Genomic DNA, 18,195 nt, shown 5'->3' with positions numbered 1-18,195 from the left:
GAATGCTGAAAACAATTCTCAAAGTTCTGGCCGTGCTCACGATTGCAATTGGCGGCGGTATATGGGTGACCGATTATACGCTGGACCATTTTGACGGGTTCGGTGAATTACAGCTTGACGCGTGGAATGCCTACCCCGCCTCCGGTACCAGTGAGGCCGATCCTTATTCAAAGGCGCGCGCCGCGCGCAAAGCCTCGCTTGCACTCGGAACAGCTGAAGGGCTACCGTTTTATGCGCGTCGTGATAGCCATGGAGCGGAATTGCGGCGCGGGTGCAGTTATCGCCTTACCGGACTGACACCACCGGCACGTTTCTGGACGCTCTATCCGGCCGATCCGAACCTTGAGCCACTTACCCCCCGCGAAGGTCTGCAACCTGCGCTGCACTCACGTGAAGTGCTTTATGACAATGACGGCAGCATTCAAATCACAGTGGGGCCAGATGCCAGCCCGGATAACTGGCTGCCCGTTGAAGGCAGTGGCAGTTTCGTGCTTGTCATGACACTTCATGATACACCGGCTGCAAGTTCGTCCGGGCTGACTGATCTCGTCATGCCACGCATTCTGCCAATTACCGGACGGGAGGCTTGTCGTGGCTAAGGTGCTCCGCCTGTTGGTGCTTGGTCTGGTCGGCGCTGCAATCGTGCATATTGCGGTGTTGTTGCTGGTTCCGCTTTATTCGAGCAAGAATGCGTGGTCACATCTGGAAGCTTTGGGCGAGCCTTATCGCTTCTATATGCTTTCCGACACATCGGGGCTTGTCAGCGATCAGGACCCACTCATAGAACAGGCCGCATGCCGGTTTGACCTGACCGATGGCCCCGTACAGATCACCGCAAAAGGCAATCTACCTTTCTGGTCGCTATCGGTTTACGCACCCAATGGCGATAATCTTTACAGCCTCAATGATAATGTGTCGACTGACCGGCAGCTTGATCTGATCATTGCCGATCCGCTTGGTGTTGCAGCGCTTCGTGCCGAGGGTCTGCAGAATGATGGCCGTTCCATCATTATTGAACTGAATGCCGGCGAAGGCGCGGTTCTCCTGCGGGGGTTCGTTCCTGATGCGAGCTGGAGTCAGCAGGTCCAAGACTTTTTCACACAAGCAAACTGCACACCATATGAAGCGGGTTAACTCCCTGCGAAACAGACACTTTCTTACGCACGGTTAATGAGTTGCTAAGGCTTCATACCTATTATCGAGGTTGCCGACTTGTGGCAGATGGCGTTCGTAGTTTTAGGTCGTGTGGAGTAATTTTGCGTGACAAATGATCAGTTCCGCGTGCTGGAAGAGATTTCAGCGAACCGGAGCCAATCACATTCAAGAGCTGACAGCAGCAAAGCAGACGACCTTCTGGGCGCTGCAATAGCTGCGTTTGCCTCCATCACACGCCCCAGCCGTCACGATGCGCATCAGCTTGAAGATCTGGCATTTCCGCTCATTGAACGCGCAACCACACGCGGAAAACGGCAAGCCGCCCACGCACTTGCTCAGATTGAAGACGCGCCGCGCCGGCTCATTCTTTCGCTTGCAAGCGAGCCAGTCGAGATTTCCGCACCAATCCTTCTGCGTTCGCCGGTTTTGCGATCCGAAGATTTGCTCGACATCATCGCCAAGAATGGGCTGGACCATGCCCGCGCTGTTGCTCGCAGGCAGTCTGACGACCCGTTGCTGAAAAATGTTCTGCGCAGCTTCGATGATCCAGCAATCAATCGATTGCTGGCCCTGCAGGAAAATCTCGCGGGCCTTGAACCTGAAAAAACCGTCACGTCAGAATACACAATTGAAAAGCCGGATGACGGCTCACCCTTTGCGTCATCGCTTTCGGGTACAAGCGCACTCTGGGCACCTGAATATCTTATCGATACGGCTTTGCTCATCGATGATCAGATTTTCCGGACGGCGCTGGCCGATTCGCTTGATGTATCTTTTGAGCGCGCCGATCACATTATCGGGCAATGGCCGCAAACACATCTGCCTATCGCACTGCGCGCACTTGGAATATCTGCTTCGGAATGTTTCATGATCATGTCAGCGCTTTTGGGGCCGATTGCAGCCAGTCGCGATCATTTGCGCGAATTCGTTCAGATGTATCGTTCGATTGACCGCGAAAAAGCTGTCATGCTCGTGCGGCGCTGGAAGGCTGATGACATGTCGAAACTGTTGCGCAGCAAGTTGCGCGAGATGGCGACTGCCGCGGATGTAAATACCGCTACAGCACGATCAAACTTATAGATCATCCGGTGAAATAGAAAATAGATTTGCCGGATCAGCCAGATCTTCCAGTTCAACCAACCAAAGATCTGGATCAAAGCGAATTTCGCGCTCCATGCGCTCCCCTGCTTTGAGATCATCCACCTCGTGGAGAATGCGCAAAAACATGCGTTCTCCATCATCGTCTTCATCATAAGACGTCTGCGGTGCGGGCGAATATAGATCACATGTTCCAAGGCGCGAACTGACTTTGATGAAGATCGCACCGGCCTCTTTGGAGCCACGACGCGCGAGATAGGCAAATCCGCCCTCGCCCTGCACTCTGCGGATTAAAGCCGACACCCAGAAATCAGATGTAACACGCATCAGCTTATCAACCCGATTTCGCGCATCTTGGAAATCAGTGCAGCATCGACTTCTCCCGTGACACGCAGGTTGAACAATTTCTGGAATTCGCGAATGGCATCCTGCGTCGACTTACCGGGAACCCCGTCAACGCTCACTTTTTCATTGCCGAAAGCTTTAAGGCCCGCCTGCACGCGGACAATATCCTGAGAGGAAATCCTTGCCTGCTGCTCAATGGCCGGTGCCGATGCCGCATGCTTCTTTTGCGGCGCTGGTTTACGCTCCAGCGATGCAAGATCGGGCGCGCGATTTGCTGTTTCACTGACTTTCAACACGGCAGGTTCGGGACGCGGTGTCGGTATGGCCAGATCGATAACCTTTGCAACATCATCTTGCGATGGCGTTTGTGCCGAAGCATTTTGTGCAGGAACACCGAGCTTCTTCTGAAGTGCCTGCCACCGCTCAATTGCCTCACGCGTCTGGGGGCCGGTGAAGCCATCGACAGCGCCTTGATAAATACCAAGCGTCAACAATCTTTGTTGCAATCGCGCGATCTCCAGATCGGCATTTGGTGCAAGAGCGGGCAGCATTTCATCAATAGAGCCTGTCACTTGCAGGCGATCAGGCGACAATTCTGCGCTCTCCGCCACTGATTGCGACGGCACTGTCTGTGGTGTTTCTATGCTGGCAGTTTCATGCTTTTTATCAACAACCGTTCCAGGCAGCACCGCACGTGGCGTTGCCTTGAAAACAAAATTCGCACGGGTTTTGAAAAACACGGCATTATGCGCTTCTGGCTGATACCAAAGCGCATTGGCCGAAACAAACCCCATCACCACGATAAACGCTGTGGCTCCGCCTGTAAGCACAGGATTGCGCACGATGACATTGCCAGCGAAAATCGCCAGCGCGGAAGCCGAACTGAAGAAGAACTTGAGCAGACGGCGACCGAGGCTATGCCGTTTTGCGGGCTTGCGCGTCGATCCGCTCTGGGCTTTGTTCCCGGTTTTCGTCTTTCTGCCAGTCATTATTTCGTTCTCCCTGGTGACGGTGCATGTCAATAACCGTGCCAAGTTGCTGTTGATCTTCTTCTCCCAAAGCGCCCGGTTCGAGCAGTTTTTGTGGGCCTGCAACCGGAAGGTGGACCGTTACGACCGTTCCTTCGCCCACACAGCTTTTAATTTGCATCGAGCCTTGATGCAGTTCCACCAGCCCCTTGACCACCGAAAGGCCAAGGCCGCTGCCCTCTTGCGCGCGCGTATAGTGATTGTCTGCGCGCACGAATGGCGCCCCGATGCGCTGCATATCTTCCGGTTCAATGCCAATGCCGGTATCAGAGACCACGATTTCGAGATGTGGACGCCCATTGATCATTACACGCGCAGCATCGATCGTGACGCATCCACCGGTTTGCGTAAATTTCACGGCATTGGCTGCAAGATTGATCAAGATTTGCTGTAGCGCACGGCGATCCGCCACCAGATCACCGGTGCTCGCATTCACACGATGACAAAAAGCGATGCCCTTTTTCTCGGCCTGCGGCAGCATAACAGCCGCACACAGTTCAGCCACTTCCCTGAAATTAATATTCTGTGGCTCAATGCCGTAAGTGCCAGTTTCAAGCTTTGAATTATCAAGCACAGAATTGACCAGCTCGAGCAGATAATGGCCCGACTTATGAATGAGACCAGCATATTCGCGCTGTTTTTCATTCTGCAACTGGCAGCCCATTTCGTGCGAGAGTATATCCGAAAAGCCGATGATCGAATTGAGCGGCGTGCGCAGTTCATGGCTGACGGTTGCAAGCAAACGTCCCTTGCTGATCCGTTCCGCTTCAAGCTGCGCTTTCAGCGCATTGATTTCTTCAAGCAGCTTATGTTCGCCTTCGAGCGAACGGCCGACCAGGGTGATAATGCCGTTGCTGGCAGCACCTTCCATACGGAAGGCTAGAAAAACCGGAGTGCCGTTTTCCAACATGCGCAGACGAATATCCGCTGGCTGTGATGCATGTCCTGAACGCAGGTCCGCCAGAAGCGACAAATATTGCACGCGATCTGCAACATGGATCCGATCAATCAACGCAACGCCTTCAAGATTGTGTGGCTGCACGCCCAGCACTGCTGCGGACTGCGCATCAACTTGAGTGAGAACGCCCTCGATATCCAGACAGAGTCGCACACCGCCTTCCGCGACCACAGGTTGATGCTGCACAAGCGGCTTTGATTGAAGTGCAGATTTAATCGCAAAACTGCGCGCTATAAGGCTCATCATATAAAGTATCAAAATGATCAGCGATGCGGGTGCAACAGATATGCCACCTTTAAGCGCAAAGAAACTTAAAACGCAGGCGCTCAAGCCAGTCGCTGCAAGCACAGGCGGAATCTTACGGCTGACAAACCATATTTCCAGCGGCAAGGCTGCTGCCATTATCCAAAGCGCGACGTTGCTGGCATTTAGAAACATTGAAATTGCGGCAAGACCGGCGCCATAGGCCAAGAAATTCAACGCTCCAAGTGCTGCAACGCTCAGACCCATGAGGCTGAGCGCGCATAGAATCATCGCAAAGCCAGCAAAACTTGCGGCAAGAACAGCAATGGCTGCAAAATCTGTCGTTAAGCCCGATGCGAGCACGGCTGCAAACAGAAGGGTGGGCATGAGCATAAATGAGCCGACAGTGCGAAGCGCTACGGCATCCGATTGGTCAGTCCAACGCTGGCAGAAACGTTCGTGAAAACGCGCCAACGTCTGCACCTTCGTGCCGAGAATCTGTGCTGCGTTCAAAAGAATGGCGTTCAACTTGCCTTACTCACTCAATACTCGCTCGGTTTATCCATCGCGGAAGAACCTCTGAAAGCCAGAATGCAGGTGAGGCTTTAAAGAAACGATAAAACGAAGCCATCTTCAGCAACTTGATGCAGAATCTGACGGTTCGGCGCGGGTGTTTTTCCGCTATGGTAAACAGATGGTGGATATGGGCAGTCCCGATTGCCTTTCAAGGCGCGCCACAATCAGGCGTAAGACACCAGCGATTCTTACGGTTACGGAATCTTTTCAAATTACGTAGACAATGCCATTACCAATCCCGGCCAACAAACTCCGAGCGTAATGATCCGTTTTCTCATCAAATCCGTATTCTGGTTGTCGCTGGCATTTATTGTCATGCCGCACTTCTTTCCTGCGGACAAAGAAAACACGTCATCTAAAAATGCTGCTTCGGTTGAAGCAATGGCAAAGCCAGACTCCATCAATCAACTGCTTGCAAACGGCAAAACGGCATTGGAAGTTGGAAAGCTCTGCGCCAACAATCCTGCATTGTGCGAAAATGGCACGTCTTTGCTTTCAAGTGCAGCCAGCGGAATCCTACACCGCAGCGGCAGTATCCTCGAATATCTGAGTGATCGCATCGGCACAAAGCATGAGATACCTGCTGCCACTGTTACAAAGCAGGAGCCGCTGACAGAGCCTTCAAAGACGTCTCTCCAGACCATTCCGGTCCCCACGCCGCGTGCAAGCGCATTGCGAGCGCAAGCGAGATGAACGAAGCCCGTGAATGCAGACAGAGCCCAGAGCACATCCTGAAAAGTGTGAAACAGTTTTCCGTGACCTTGGCGGCTTTTGTCCCTATATAGATGGCTTATCCAAGATTTTATTCAGGCGAATGTCATGACCACCACGATAGACAGCATTATCTCCGACTTCGAATTTCTCGACGATTGGGAAGACCGCTACCGCTATGTGATTGATCTTGGAAAGGAATTGCCTGCCTACCCGGAAGATGCCCGCGATGCTGCACACAAGGTGCAGGGCTGTGTCAGTCAAGTCTGGCTCAAAACCATTCCACATGAGGGCGATGACCCGATTGTGGAGTTTCTGGGCGATTCAGATGCCCATATCGTGCGCGGGCTGGTGGCCATTGTGCTGGCCTTCTATTCAGGCCGCAAGGCATCGGAAATCGTCGCATCCGATCCCGAAGACCTGCTTAAGAAGCTCGGACTGGATGAGCATTTAACGCCGCAGCGTTCCAATGGCCTTCGCTCCATGGTGGCGCGTATTCACAGGGATGCAGAAATTCTCCGTATTTCAGCTTAACAGTTTTTCGACTGCAAGCGCGGCTGAGAGCAGCTCTTTATCAGCGCCATTGCGTGCGCTCATCATCAGGCCTGCCGGCATCCCTGAAACAGGCATCGGCAGTGTAATGCTGCAAAGATCGAACTGATTGGCAATCTGCGTATTGCGCAATAACAGTTCTTCAACCCGATCATATTCGGCAGGGTTTCCACTGACCGATGCGATGGTTGGTGCAACAATCGGCGTTGTTGGCGCGATGAAAAAATCAATGTCGCGCAGCCGCTGATCCATTTCTTCAATCAGCTTCAAGCGTGTATCCATCAGCTGGTTATAGGCTGCATTGGAGACGTTAAGACGCTTTACAAGCGTATGTTTTACCCTCTCATCGACGTTCGCGTCAGGGTCTTTCAGCCAAGTTTGCGCATGAACACGGCTCGCTTCAATACCGGCAATTGAGCCAATACGGGTCGCTTCGTAAAAGGCAAGAATAAGATCATCCAGTTCAATTCTTACAATGCGTGCTCCGGCTTTTTCGAGCGTGCTCGCCGCCAGATCAAAAGCGGTCGCGACCTCCGGCTGCATGTCGTGCAGCAAAAGGCCAGCAGGCAGCCCTACTCTTCGCCCCCCCACAGACGCAAAAACAGGCAAAACCGGGCTATCGCCTGCCATTACCGCATCGACAAGAATGCAGTCGCTCACGTTTTTCGTTAAAGGGCCAATCGAATCAAGCGATGGAGCGAGCGGAAAGGCACCTTGGAGCGGAATGCGTTTTGCGGTCGGCTTGAAACCGACCAAACCATTGAGTGCCGCCGGAATGCGAACGGAACCGCCTGTATCAGAACCAATCGCAATTTCACTGGTGCCCTGCGCAACAGAAACCGCAGCACCGGACGACGACCCTCCCGGCACACGTGTTGGATCGACGGCATTTGCCGGAACGCCATAATGCGGATTGAGCCCCACTGCAGTGAACGCAAATTCCGTCATGTGGGTCTTGCCGACGATGATGGCACCCGCAGCTCTCAGGCGTTGCACAATAATCGCGTCCGTATGCGCAGGCGCAGCCGTTTTGCGAATGATGGAGCCAGCCAGCGTTGGCTCTCCTTTCACATCGAACAGGTCTTTGATCGAAACGATCCGGCCATCAAGCGGACCAAGAACACGCCTCTCTTTCGCACGTTGCTCAGACGCGCTGGCCTCAAGACGCGCCGTCTCCTGATAGATAACACTGAAGACGCACTCATTTTTCGCGCTCGTCTCAAGCTCATTCAGAATTGTCTCCAGATTTTGCCGACAGCTTTGCATTTTCGTTTCCATATTCAAATTGCGATCAGCCCTTTGCCGGGCTTGCAGTCGGGCGATAGTCATCAGAACCCCAATGCAGAATCACCGGAGATCGGCATTCTTTTGCGAGTTGTGGATTATAATGTCGGTGTAGCATAGAAAGTCCCATTTTCAGCAGCATTTTGCCAGAACGCACCGGCCACTGTCGTTCCCGCTCTACCGTTTCAAGTCCTTTGAGAAAGCAGCATACATCAATCAGTACGCCGCTTAATTCGGGTCCAACGGCATCCAGCGCCCGCTCCACGCGCATCCGGCTTGCCAGCGCAATATCGGTGAGTTCCGCCATCCCACCCGGCCCCGAACGCGTGGAACCAGAAACACCGACATCCCAGCGCGCTGACATGGATGGCATCATAGCGCCACGGGTAAAATCGGCCCGTAATCTCTCGCCTGCGCGAAATTCATCTTCACAAATGAAACTTCCACCATCTGCGTTGCGAAGACGATAAAGTTTCGCAAGCGGAGATTCAGACAGGTTGATTTCAACCTTTTCGCCGTGCTCAATCTCAACGGTTTCTGTCTTGCGCACAGGTTTTGGATTTTTCGCCGCAGTCTTGCGCGTATAGCCTGAAATCACCAAGCGCTCGCCTTCGCAAATCACAATGCCGCGCTTTTGCATTGCATCCAGTTCGACACGCGTTACGGCTATATTTCCCTGCTCGCCAACCAGCAAAACATGTGTTTCGCGGACCGAATCCTGCATCTCACAGCCACCCTGCCTGAGAAAACGAATGATCCGGGCTTCGGACGTCGAATATGTTGTGCTCATGCTGCCATCCTCCACGCCGAGAACCCTTGATTAACAACCTTTTCCAGCGTCGCAACCACAGCGTCGTAATCCTCATCATCGCGCCTGTCCTCCACGAGGTGGCAGGCATACATAACCGTCGTACGATCGCGGGCAAAACCGACAGCCACCTCACGCATCACCATTCCGAATGAAGTATGTGCGAGATACATTCCCAATTGTCGAACCTGTGCCACTTCTCTCCTGCATCGCAAAGGCGAACGTAATTCTGCGCCACTGACAGCGAAATAAGCAGACAATAAATCGATAAGCGCATCACAGATTTCCACGTTTTTCTCCTGACGCCTGCGCCCCAAAGCAGGACCGGAATTATCCGGGTTAAGCGTTCGTCCGTGTCGCGCTGCAATGACTCGTAAAGCTTCTACAGCTTCTGCGCGGGTATGGATGATATCCGAAAATTTCAGAGACATTCATCTTTCCTCACCATTATAGGAATATGTTCTTATAATGAGGATTCTGCAAGTGGGGATAAGTTTATTGAAGCACTAGGACACTTCATTATCCAGAGATTTTATCAAAAAATAGGAATTTTATCCAACGGCCGTCAAAGACGGTGATCCTATCATCGGTACGCATCACGAACCCATGAAAGATCACCAAATGGAAATTGTTCTTCGTAAAGCCTGCCAGGCATTTCTGGCAGCACGCAGCCAGGAGCGTATGAACTCCATGCAGCGCATCGCACTACAGATTATCGCCGGTATCGATATGGATAATCTCTTGAGCGCCCCGCAAGACCAACAAAAACAAGCGCAAAGCAAGCTTATCCGGTTGATTGAGCGCGAGCGCCTGAAGGGCGTCAGCGGCCACTGGAGCTACGATCTCAACAGACATATCGCTTTGAAGCAGGCGCTCGACAGGCTTGGCGGAGAAATAAATACAATGAAGAGAAAGACCGTATCAGGCATAGCGAGATAAGCGCTCGAATAAAATTCAAATAAAAATAGCCCGGCATATCAATGCCGGGCTACACTCAACCTGTTTTACAACACGTAACGAATTAAAGCTCCGATCTGATTAAAACAGATCAAAGCTCTAAATTTTTCTATTTGAAGCACAATCTTAACGACCTTCGCTTCGCTCCGGTCGGATTATGCTCTAAATTATGCGTCCTTAGGCTTACGGCCCAGACCCATCTTCTTTGCAAGACGCGAACGTGCTGCAGCATAGTTCGGAGCAACCATTGGATAGTTAGGATCAAGATCCCACTTTTCACGATACTGCTCAGGAGACAGGCTGTAATGGGTCATCAGGTGACGCTTCAGCGACTTGAACTTTTTGCCGTCTTCGAGGCAAATGATGTAATCATCATGAACCGATTTCTTCGGATTTACGGCCGGCTTTGGTTTTTCAACAACGACAGGCGCTTCTTCACGAGCAACGTGGCTCTTGAAAGCAGCATGTACTTCTGAAATCAGGAGAGGCAGTTCACTTGCGCGAATAGAATTATTTCCGACATAAGCTGCAACAACATCAGCAGTCAGGCTGAGAAGCAATTCTGCGCTCTCGTCGTAAACTTCAGAGTTTTCCATTTTATTTCCTTTTTGGTCGTCTTAGCATCAAACAGATTATGGCTCTCAAAAACCTGAATGCCGTCTGCGCGAATTTCTTATCCCCACCCCACCTTACAAACGATGCAATTAACAATGAATAGTGTCATTTGCAATAGAATTGTCAAACCACATTACATTAAAGTGGCCGGCTTCTTCTTATGTCATTAAATACAACATAATTATTCCCGGACTCAGGCCATCAAGTTGACTGAAAACACACAGACAGCGCTGCTTTCAGCGCCATAATTTATTCGTATTGATGGGCGGAAATGGAAAATTGTGTTAGCGCGCCCTTACGTTGTAGAGCACTCATAAGCAATCATTTTTTTGTGATAAGTCTTTTACCATAAGCTAAAACAAATATCATTCTGCACGTGAGACCCTGAACAAGGAGTCGGGCAACAAAAAGGCCAGAGTACAATATATTTTGATTAAATAAACTCGCATTCAACGGTGTCACCAACTATATATTCGACATACGTACATCAGCAGATTGAGCCCGATTAGCGTAGACAAGATTTATCAGTGGGTTGAAGCACTTACCCCGGAGCGCGCTTTGATCAGATTGAATCACATCAGTGCGCTAAACTGACAAGAACCAACTGGCAGTCTTACACTGCAATGCGCCAAAGAGAGGACAAAACCATGTCAAGCTCTACCAGTCAGAGAAGCAATCTTAAGGTTGTTAAGACTGATGCCGAATGGCGGGAACAGCTCACGCCCATTCAGTATCAGATCACACGCCAGCACGGCACAGAACGCGCTTTTTCAAGCCCGAATTTCGACAGTTCGCTGCATGGAACCTATCGATGCGTTTGTTGTGATCGTCCGCTCTACAAGTCGGAAGCGAAATATGAATCAGGCACTGGCTGGCCAAGTTTCTATCAGCCGATTGAACCTGATGCCGTTTCTGCATTTGAAGATCATTCCTATGGTATGACCCGCACTGAAATCCGCTGCTCAGACTGCGATGCGCATCTGGGCCACGTCTTTCCCGATGGTCCGCCACCAACCGGCCTGCGCTATTGCATGAACGGAAATGCACTGATTTTCGATCAGGATTAATTCTTGTGTTTAACAGTCCGGAACGGCACAACGGTTCGGACTGATTTCATTTGCTTTTTACTGGATTTTACATGCCACACGACACCAATTTTCCTCAGCCACCAAAAGCACCAAAGCATCCTGCGAGCGATACACGCCATGGCATCACCCGCACCGATGATTATGCGTGGCTGCGCGCCGATAACTGGCAGGAGGTCTTCAAGGATCCGTCTGTTCTGGCGCCTGAAATTCATGATCATCTGGAGGCAGAAAACGCCTATCAAACAGCGCTCATGAAAGATACAGAAGCGCTTCAGAAGCAGCTGTTTGCCGAGATGCGTGGTCGCATCAAGGAAGACGATTCATCGATTCCGTCAAAGGACGGTCCCTATGCTTATGGCATGTCGTTCCGGACCGGCGGCGAGCAGCCTTACTTCATTCGCACCCCACACGATGGCGGTGATGAAACCATTCTGCTCGATGGCGACAAGGAAGCGGAAGATAAAGCTTATTTCCGCCTCGCATCCGCCGATCATTCGCCCGATCACAATCGCTTGATCTGGGGCTATGACGATAAGGGATCAGAGTTCTACAAGCTCAGAGTTCGTGATCTCAGCACCATGTCGGATCTCGAAGATATTCTGTCGGATACCAACGGCGGCGGAAGCTGGGATGCAGACAGCAAAGGTTTTTTCTATACTTTGCTGGATGAAAACCATCGCCCCTCCAAGGTCTTTTACCATGAAATCGGCACTGAACAGTCGCAGGATAAGCTGATCTATGAAGAGAAGGACGCCGGTTTCTTCCTCGGTGTTGGCGGTTCTGCACTGGATGATTTTATCTTCATCGATATTCACGATCACGAGACTTCGGAATGCTGGCTGTTGCCAGCCAACGATCCATCTGCAAAACCGCAGTTGATCATGGCGCGCCAAACGGGTGTTGAATACGATATCGCGCCCGGCGGCGATGAGTTCTTCATTCTGACGAATGTTGACAGCGCCAAAGACTTCAAGATCATGCGCGCGCCCGCATCGGCACCGCAACCAGAAAACTGGGAAGAGCTGGTTCCAGAAGTACCGGGACGCCTGATCTTGTCGCATTCCGCCTATAAGCGGCATCTGGTCTGGATGGAACGTGACAATGGCCTGCCACGCATCATTATCCGTGATCGCGAAACCGGTGAGCAGCACGCGATTGCATTCGACGAAGAAGCCTATTCGCTTGGCCTGCATGGCAGCGCGGAATATGATACAGATGTTATTCGCTTCTCCTATTCTTCGATGACCACGCCTGAGCAGCTGTTTGATTACAATATGCGCACGCGTGAACGCGCACTGCTTAAAACGCAGGAAGTCCCATCAGGCCATAATATTGCTGACTATGTGACACGCCGCGTCCTTGCTCCGGCAGCGGATGGCGAGTTGGTGCCTGTGTCGCTGATCTATCACAAGGATACAAAGCTCGACGGTTCGGCCCCTTGCCTGCTTTATGGCTATGGTTCTTACGGCATCACCATCCCAGCAAGTTTCAGCACCTCGCGCCTGTCGCTTGTTGATCGTGGCTTCGTCTATGCCATCGCGCATATTCGTGGCGGCAAGGACAAGGGTTTTGCCTGGTACGAAAACGGCAAACGTGAAAAGAAGACCAACACGTTTACGGATTTCATTGCAGCCGCAAAACACCTCGTCAGCGAAGGCTTTACCCGCCATGATCGCATCGTCGCGCATGGTGGTTCGGCAGGCGGCATGCTGATGGGCGCGATTGCCAATATGGCACCGGAAGCCTTTGGCGGTATCATCGCGGAAGTGCCTTTTGTCGATGTTCTCAACACCATGCTCGACGATACACTGCCGCTGACGCCGCCAGAATGGCCGGAATGGGGCAATCCGATCACCTCGGAAACCGATTACCGCAACATCGCGTCCTATTCGCCTTACGATAATGTCCGCGCGCACGCGTATCCGCGCATTCTGGCAGTGGCTGGTCTGACCGACCCGCGCGTTACCTATTGGGAACCTGCCAAGTGGGTTGCGAAACTGCGCGAGCTTAAGACAGACGAGCACCCAGTTCTTTTCCGCATCAATATGGATGCCGGACATGCCGGAGCGTCAGGCCGGTTCTCTCGACTGGAGGAAGTCGCTTACACCTATGCTTTTGCGCTGAAAGCAGTCGGAAAAGCTTAGCAGCCTTACTTATAATCATTCCCGGCAAATCATTTGCCGGGAGTTTTTATTGAGCTTATATTGTCTAGATCAATACACGCGGAGATCAGTTCATGCATCGCGCATTTTTGACCGCTCTCATTGCTTTTCCTTTGTTGGCCCCAGCAACACAGGCTGGAGCTCAGGTGCGCAAAAATGTCAGCGAATATGCGGGGCAGCGTTGCAACACGCCACCACGCGGCAGCGGTATCATTGTCGGTCAGTTCAGCGGTGTGGACGATTCGCCCTTTATCAGTGACGGTGACGGGCGCGTGCCGATTGATCGCTACCGCTGTTTCACGACAATGGCAGAGTGCAAAGGCTGGCTCTATACCATGCAAAGCAAGTACACGAGTGCCGGAGCGGCAACGGTTGTGCGCTGTACAAAGCGGTAATCAGCGACTGGACGGATAGCCGTTTGAATGCGCCGGAATGGTTTTGAGATAAGCAGCAATCGCATCGCGATCGGCATCTGTCAGGTGCGCCATATTGGTTACGACATCCGCCATTGATCCACCGAGTGAATCAAAATCAGGTGTGAAGCCGCTTTGCAGTGCATAGGCGATATCATTTTCACTCCAATCACCAATACCACCCTCTCCAGAAGTGATATTGGGAACCACACCCTTGCGTCCATCGCTGCCCGTTTCAGGCGACAGAGCACCGGCCATCCATTGCGTATCATCAAGCCCGCCAATGACAGTGCGCGGCGTATGGCACTCGCCACAATGACCAAGCGCTTCGGTCAGATATTGACCGCGCTTGACCTGATCAGACACATTTGTCAGTTCAACCACCGGCTTGTCGGACAGATAAAGCTGCTTCCAAAGCCCCAAGCCACGACGGATATTGAACGGAAATCCGAGCTTATGCGGTGCCGTCACATTATCAGACGCAGGCAAAGTCTTCATATAGGCAAACAGGTCTGCCACATCCTGCGGCTGCATTTTTGCGTAAGATGTGTAGGGAAAAGATGGATAGAGATGCTCCCCTGCCCGCCCTGTTCCTTTGAGCATTGCATTGGCAAAGTCGTGCAGGGTCCAATTGCCAATGCCCTCTTCTGACGGAGAAATATTGGGTGCAATGAATGTACCAAAATCCGAAACCAATTCGTGGCCACCAGCGAGTAGCTTTCGGTCCTCATCTTTTGCTTCGGGCGCCGCATGACAGGAAGCGCAGCCCCCTGCCCAGAACACCTGCTCGCCCTTTGTAACATCACCCGGCTGCAAGGATGCGATCACCGACTGATCCACCGTCTGCGGCGTTGTCAGCATCCAAAAGGAGGCTGCACCAATGATGATTACAGCGCCTGCGGCATATGCGATTTTACGGGCCATTGTTGTGCTGATGTTAATTCTTCTTCACCCGATAGGCCTGATGGCAAGAACCGCAATTGGCTGCAACCTGCTGAAAGGCTGGCTTCAAAGCATCAAGATCAGCAGGTTTGGCCGCGAGCGCTGCGGCTGCGTCAGAGCGAAATTTTTCAACGTGCTTGACGAAGTCTTGCTTGTTTTCCCAAATCTTTGGCGAAGCTTCCGTGTCACCCTGATCAGAACCGGCTGGGAACAAGGCATCAACGTCAAACTTCTTCGCATCAGCGTTGATCTTTTCAAGGGCTGCGAGAGCGGTTACGGCATCAAAAGGCTTATCACCCTTCACCATCGGTGCGAGCTGTCCAACAGAACGCCCCATATCCTTCATGATTGCCTGACGGTCTGCAATCGCATCGGCATGGGCTGCGCCGGCGGTCAAAAGAGCCACTGAGCTGATAGCCAGAAAAAATGAACGCATACGGTCCTCCGCAGTTGAAAATGGATGAAAATCACCCCTATGCAAATATCTGATACGTTCACCGCCTTTGCAACAAGCGTACCTATTAAATGGTGACAATAATAAACAACATGCTGATATTATATCGAATATTACAATATATTCACGTTAACGTGAAAATCATGATTAAAATACCATTGTTTAAGCGCTCTCAGCGTTGCGGCCTAATCTATGAACGAGCACCCATAATCATGAATGCAAAAATCATATTTTATGCAATTCTTGATCAGCAAATAAAAACCCCGCTTTCGCGGGGTTTAAAGCTCATTATGAAATGGCAGATTATGCCTTTTCGTAAAGCTCCAGGACATAATCCCAGTTGATCAGGCTGTCCACAAAAGCTTCGAGGTACTTCGGACGCGCGTTGCGGTAGTCGATATAGTAGGAATGTTCCCATACGTCGACGCCGAGGATTGGCGTTGCGCCGTGAACGAGCGGGCTTTCACCGTTTGCAGTCTTCGAGATTTCGAGCTTGCCGTCTTTAACCGACAACCATGCCCAACCCGAACCGAACTGACCAGCGCCAGCTGCGATAAAGTCTTCGCGGAACTTGTCGTAACCGCCGAGATCGGATTCGACTGCCTTTTCAAGCTTGCCTGGCAGCTTCTTGCCGCCGCCGTCTTTCTTCATCCAGTTCCAGAAATGGAGATGGTTGTAGTGCTGGCCAGCATTGTTGAAGAGTGCCTGATTCTTGCCGAAGCTTTCCTTGACGATCTCTTCGAGGCTCTTGCCTTCGAGGCCGGAACCTTCAAGCAGCTTGTTACCATTGGTAACATAAGCCTGATGGTGTTTGTCGTGGTGGAATTCGAGCGTTTCGCGCGACATGAACGGAGCAAGTGCGTCATAATCGTATGGAAGGGCGGGCAGTTCAAAAGCCATTGGAACTCTCCTCTTTGTCTTTCAGCTTACAACAGGCAGCGACTGGGGGCAGTGTGAATACATACCCGAAAACTTGCGTGCGCAATCTACATAGGCCGCAACGGTTCATGCGGCAATGGCGCATGTTCTAAATTTGCCATGCAACTCAATGAATTTTTATTGAAATTGCATAAGGATAGAGGTCATTCTATTTTTTTTGAGATAAATGCCCAAAGGGAGAAAACCGGTGTCCTATAGTTCCTATGTTTTCGACGCTTATGGCACATTGTTCGATGTGCATTCTGCCGTGCGTCGTTATGAGGAAAAAGCAGGACCGGATGGGGCGGCTTTTTCCCTGCTCTGGCGCACAAAGCAGCTCGAATATTCGTGGACACTGAGCTTGATGGGCGAATATCGCGATTTCTGGAAGCTCACGGAAGAAGCGCTTGATTTCGCCTTTGCACGGTATCCGTCCGTCGACCCGACGCTTCGCAGTGACCTGCTTGAGGCTTACTGGAAACTGGACTGTTACGAAGAAGTCCCTGCGGCCCTTAAAAGCCTGAAAAATCGCGGCGCGCGGTTGGCTATTCTGTCCAATGGTTCGCCTGCCATGCTTGAAGCCGCCGTCAAATCATCCGCCCTTGATGAATTGCTGGATGATATCATCTCTGCCGATCGTGTGAGACGATATAAGACGTCGCCATCTGTCTATGAACTCGTCACAATGCAGTGGCGGCTTTATCCGTCTGCCATTTCATTTCAATCGTCCAATCGCTGGGATGTGGCAGGGGCTTCGCGATTCGGAATGCGTGCAGTCTGGATCAACCGATCCAATCAACCAGACGAGTACAGGCACTATCCTCCCGCTCTCATCTTACCGAGCCTGCAACTGCTCGACTGAAACTCACCCAAACTTGATCAATCCAAATTGGGTGACAATGGCCTGTTGCGGCCAAAGTTGTGTCGCAACGGCAACACACGCCCCATAGCGGCCTATCAGCCACTTTTAAGCCTTATTATGAACCCCTGGCGGTCACATTTATCGGGCGTTTTGCGACCAATAAATGCGGAACGAAATGTCTGTAGCATCGTTATCGCCGCGTAATTTGTGACCACAGCAACGGGTTGGTCGCACTTAATTAACCCTGACCGTTGTAGTTATATCCACAGATCCTCCCGCCACCAAAATGGTTTTCATATGCAAACGACTCTTACCCGCCGTTCTTTTCTGACGGCCATGACAGCAACAGCGGCGGCCGGCCTCGCCGGTTGTGCTCAGTTGGGGCAGAATGTTCCAATCATTGATGTCGATGCCAATGGCAATCCTATCAACAAGACACCGCAAGCCAATGTCGACGCTTCTTACGGAAGCTGGGCATCCATGTATGCAGCTGTTGAAGACAACGGCTATCAGCTTCCGGCTATTCCGATCCAGAAAATGGACAAGCGCTATCTGCGTCAGGTTGTTCAGGATCCAACGGGCGAAATGCCGGGCACAATCGTCGTCGATACGGCCAATCGCTTCCTTTATCTGGTGCTCGGCAACGGTCAGGCAATGCGCTACGGCGTCGGCATTGGTCGTGACGGCTTTGCATGGTCAGGCCGCGCTGTTATTCAGTACAAGCGCGAATGGCCACGCTGGACGCCACCGGATGAAATGGTTGCGCGTCAGCCAGAACTCGAACCCTATAGCTCGCGCAATGGCGGCATGGCTCCGGGTCTCAAGAACCCGCTTGGCGCACGCGCGCTTTACATCTTCAAGGATGGCAAAGACACAATCTACCGCCTGCACGGCAATCCGGAGTGGTGGTCAATCGGCAAAGCCGTTTCTTCAGGCTGTGTACGTCTGATGAACCAGGACATTATCGATCTTTACAACCGCGTTCCGCCAAAATCACCAATCCTGGTGATCTGATACAAAAAAGCC

At 51.8% G+C, this 18,195-nt stretch carries 21 protein-coding genes; 11 read left to right on the top strand and 10 right to left on the bottom strand.

Annotated features, from left to right (window positions below; genetic code table 11):
* The first annotated feature begins 2 nt into the window (after nt 1–2).
* The 3 genes from ABE527_RS04060 (at nt 3) to ABE527_RS04050 (ending at nt 2,235) form a co-directional block, all read left to right on the top strand.
* Nucleotides 3–599 (top strand): DUF1214 domain-containing protein, encoded by a 597-nt coding sequence (locus tag ABE527_RS04060; protein ID WP_499696198.1) that lies wholly within the window; start codon nt 3–5, stop codon nt 597–599.
* Nucleotides 592–1,134 (top strand): DUF1254 domain-containing protein, encoded by a 543-nt coding sequence (locus ABE527_RS04055; protein WP_499696197.1) that lies wholly within the window; start codon nt 592–594, stop codon nt 1,132–1,134. The genes ABE527_RS04060 and ABE527_RS04055 overlap by 8 nt, the downstream gene beginning before the upstream one ends.
* A 126-nt stretch (nt 1,135–1,260) precedes the next feature.
* On the top strand, nt 1,261–2,235 hold the full coding sequence (locus ABE527_RS04050; RefSeq protein ID WP_499696196.1) for a DUF2336 domain-containing protein: 975 nt from the start codon (nt 1,261–1,263) through the stop codon (nt 2,233–2,235).
* On the opposite strand, the gene ABE527_RS04045 is transcribed toward ABE527_RS04050, so the two are convergent.
* Genes ABE527_RS04045 through ABE527_RS04035 form a run of 3 tightly spaced genes read right to left on the bottom strand, consistent with a single transcriptional unit; the run spans nt 2,230 to nt 5,355 of the window.
* Nucleotides 2,230–2,580 (bottom strand): DUF1491 family protein, encoded by a 351-nt coding sequence (locus ABE527_RS04045; RefSeq protein ID WP_499693538.1) that lies wholly within the window; start codon nt 2,578–2,580, stop codon nt 2,230–2,232. The two genes, ABE527_RS04050 and ABE527_RS04045, sit on opposite strands and share 6 nt — an antisense overlap.
* Nucleotides 2,580–3,587: a peptidoglycan-binding domain-containing protein gene (locus ABE527_RS04040; protein WP_265983183.1), complete on the bottom strand. Its 1,008-nt coding sequence runs from the start codon at nt 3,585–3,587 to the stop codon at nt 2,580–2,582. Before ABE527_RS04040 ends, ABE527_RS04045 begins: the two co-directional genes overlap by 1 nt.
* Nucleotides 3,514–5,355 carry a sensor histidine kinase gene (locus ABE527_RS04035; protein WP_499696195.1) on the bottom strand — a complete coding sequence of 614 codons (1,842 nt, stop codon included), beginning with the start codon at nt 5,353–5,355 and terminating at the stop codon, nt 3,514–3,516. The genes ABE527_RS04040 and ABE527_RS04035 overlap by 74 nt, the downstream gene beginning before the upstream one ends.
* A gap of 309 nt (nt 5,356–5,664) precedes the next feature.
* Here ABE527_RS04035 and ABE527_RS04030 point away from each other — a divergent pair, with 309 nt between their 5' ends.
* Together ABE527_RS04030 and ABE527_RS04025 are read left to right on the top strand one after the other, a co-directional pair.
* The gene (locus ABE527_RS04030) at nt 5,665–6,096 is read left to right on the top strand and encodes a hypothetical protein (protein WP_265983180.1); all 432 of its coding nucleotides are present in this window, start codon (nt 5,665–5,667) and stop codon (nt 6,094–6,096) included.
* A 126-nt stretch (nt 6,097–6,222) separates the two neighbouring features.
* The gene (locus tag ABE527_RS04025) at nt 6,223–6,648 is read left to right on the top strand and encodes a SufE family protein (RefSeq protein WP_499696194.1); all 426 of its coding nucleotides are present in this window, start codon (nt 6,223–6,225) and stop codon (nt 6,646–6,648) included.
* On the opposite strand, the gene ABE527_RS04020 is transcribed toward ABE527_RS04025, so the two are convergent.
* From ABE527_RS04020 to ABE527_RS04010, 3 genes are read right to left on the bottom strand one after another with little or no spacing between them, the layout of a single operon-like run.
* Nucleotides 6,640–7,932, bottom strand: coding sequence for an amidase (locus tag ABE527_RS04020; protein WP_499696193.1), 1,293 nt, complete (start codon nt 7,930–7,932; stop codon nt 6,640–6,642). The two genes, ABE527_RS04025 and ABE527_RS04020, sit on opposite strands and share 9 nt — an antisense overlap.
* Nucleotides 7,933–7,957: 25 nt before the next feature.
* On the bottom strand, nt 7,958–8,740 hold the full coding sequence (locus ABE527_RS04015; RefSeq protein WP_499696192.1) for a DUF6456 domain-containing protein: 783 nt from the start codon (nt 8,738–8,740) through the stop codon (nt 7,958–7,960).
* Complete coding sequence (locus ABE527_RS04010; RefSeq protein ID WP_265983854.1) at nt 8,737–9,183, bottom strand: helix-turn-helix domain-containing protein; 447 nt, start codon at nt 9,181–9,183, stop codon at nt 8,737–8,739. Before ABE527_RS04010 ends, ABE527_RS04015 begins: the two co-directional genes overlap by 4 nt.
* A 196-nt stretch (nt 9,184–9,379) precedes the next feature.
* On the opposite strand from ABE527_RS04010, the gene ABE527_RS04005 reads away from it, so the two are divergent.
* A complete protein-coding gene (locus ABE527_RS04005; protein ID WP_265983176.1) occupies nt 9,380–9,697 on the top strand; it encodes a cytoplasmic protein in 318 nt (105 codons plus the stop codon).
* Nucleotides 9,698–9,882: 185 nt separating this feature from the next.
* Here the strand turns inward: ABE527_RS04005 and ABE527_RS04000 are convergent, their stop codons facing one another.
* Nucleotides 9,883–10,311 carry a Ros/MucR family transcriptional regulator gene (locus ABE527_RS04000; protein ID WP_265983175.1) on the bottom strand — a complete coding sequence of 143 codons (429 nt, stop codon included), beginning with the start codon at nt 10,309–10,311 and terminating at the stop codon, nt 9,883–9,885.
* A 666-nt stretch (nt 10,312–10,977) separates the two neighbouring features.
* Here ABE527_RS04000 and msrB point away from each other — a divergent pair.
* The 3 genes from msrB (at nt 10,978) to ABE527_RS03985 (ending at nt 13,975) form a co-directional block, all read left to right on the top strand.
* On the top strand, nt 10,978–11,397 hold the full coding sequence (msrB, locus tag ABE527_RS03995; protein ID WP_265983173.1) for a peptide-methionine (R)-S-oxide reductase MsrB: 420 nt from the start codon (nt 10,978–10,980) through the stop codon (nt 11,395–11,397).
* 71 nt (nt 11,398–11,468) lie between these two features.
* Nucleotides 11,469–13,562 carry a S9 family peptidase gene (locus ABE527_RS03990; protein ID WP_499696191.1) on the top strand — a complete coding sequence of 698 codons (2,094 nt, stop codon included), beginning with the start codon at nt 11,469–11,471 and terminating at the stop codon, nt 13,560–13,562.
* A gap of 92 nt (nt 13,563–13,654) precedes the next feature.
* On the top strand, nt 13,655–13,975 hold the full coding sequence (locus ABE527_RS03985) for a hypothetical protein (RefSeq protein WP_265983170.1): 321 nt from the start codon (nt 13,655–13,657) through the stop codon (nt 13,973–13,975).
* Here the strand turns inward: ABE527_RS03985 and ABE527_RS03980 are convergent, their stop codons facing one another.
* The 3 genes from ABE527_RS03980 to ABE527_RS03970 form a co-directional block, all read right to left on the bottom strand.
* On the bottom strand, nt 13,976–14,917 hold the full coding sequence (locus ABE527_RS03980; protein ID WP_499696190.1) for a c-type cytochrome: 942 nt from the start codon (nt 14,915–14,917) through the stop codon (nt 13,976–13,978).
* 13 nt (nt 14,918–14,930) lie between these two features.
* A complete protein-coding gene (locus tag ABE527_RS03975) occupies nt 14,931–15,371 on the bottom strand; it encodes a c-type cytochrome (protein ID WP_499693530.1) in 441 nt (146 codons plus the stop codon).
* 321 nt (nt 15,372–15,692) lie between these two features.
* A complete protein-coding gene (locus ABE527_RS03970; protein WP_265983165.1) occupies nt 15,693–16,289 on the bottom strand; it encodes a superoxide dismutase in 597 nt (198 codons plus the stop codon).
* Between the two features lie 226 nt (nt 16,290–16,515).
* Between ABE527_RS03970 and ABE527_RS03965 the strand changes: the two genes are divergently transcribed.
* Nucleotides 16,516–17,169 carry a haloacid dehalogenase type II gene (locus tag ABE527_RS03965; RefSeq protein WP_499696189.1) on the top strand — a complete coding sequence of 218 codons (654 nt, stop codon included), beginning with the start codon at nt 16,516–16,518 and terminating at the stop codon, nt 17,167–17,169.
* 297 nt (nt 17,170–17,466) lie between these two features.
* Complete coding sequence (locus tag ABE527_RS03960) at nt 17,467–18,183, top strand: L,D-transpeptidase (RefSeq protein WP_499696188.1); 717 nt, start codon at nt 17,467–17,469, stop codon at nt 18,181–18,183.
* Nucleotides 18,184–18,195 lie beyond the last annotated feature (12 nt).

This window comes from Brucella sp. TWI432 (assembly GCF_039674445.1).
In the GTDB taxonomy this organism is placed as follows: Bacteria; Pseudomonadota; Alphaproteobacteria; order Rhizobiales; family Rhizobiaceae; genus Brucella; species Brucella chromiisoli.
This window is presented reverse-complemented; position numbering and strand designations above follow the sequence as displayed.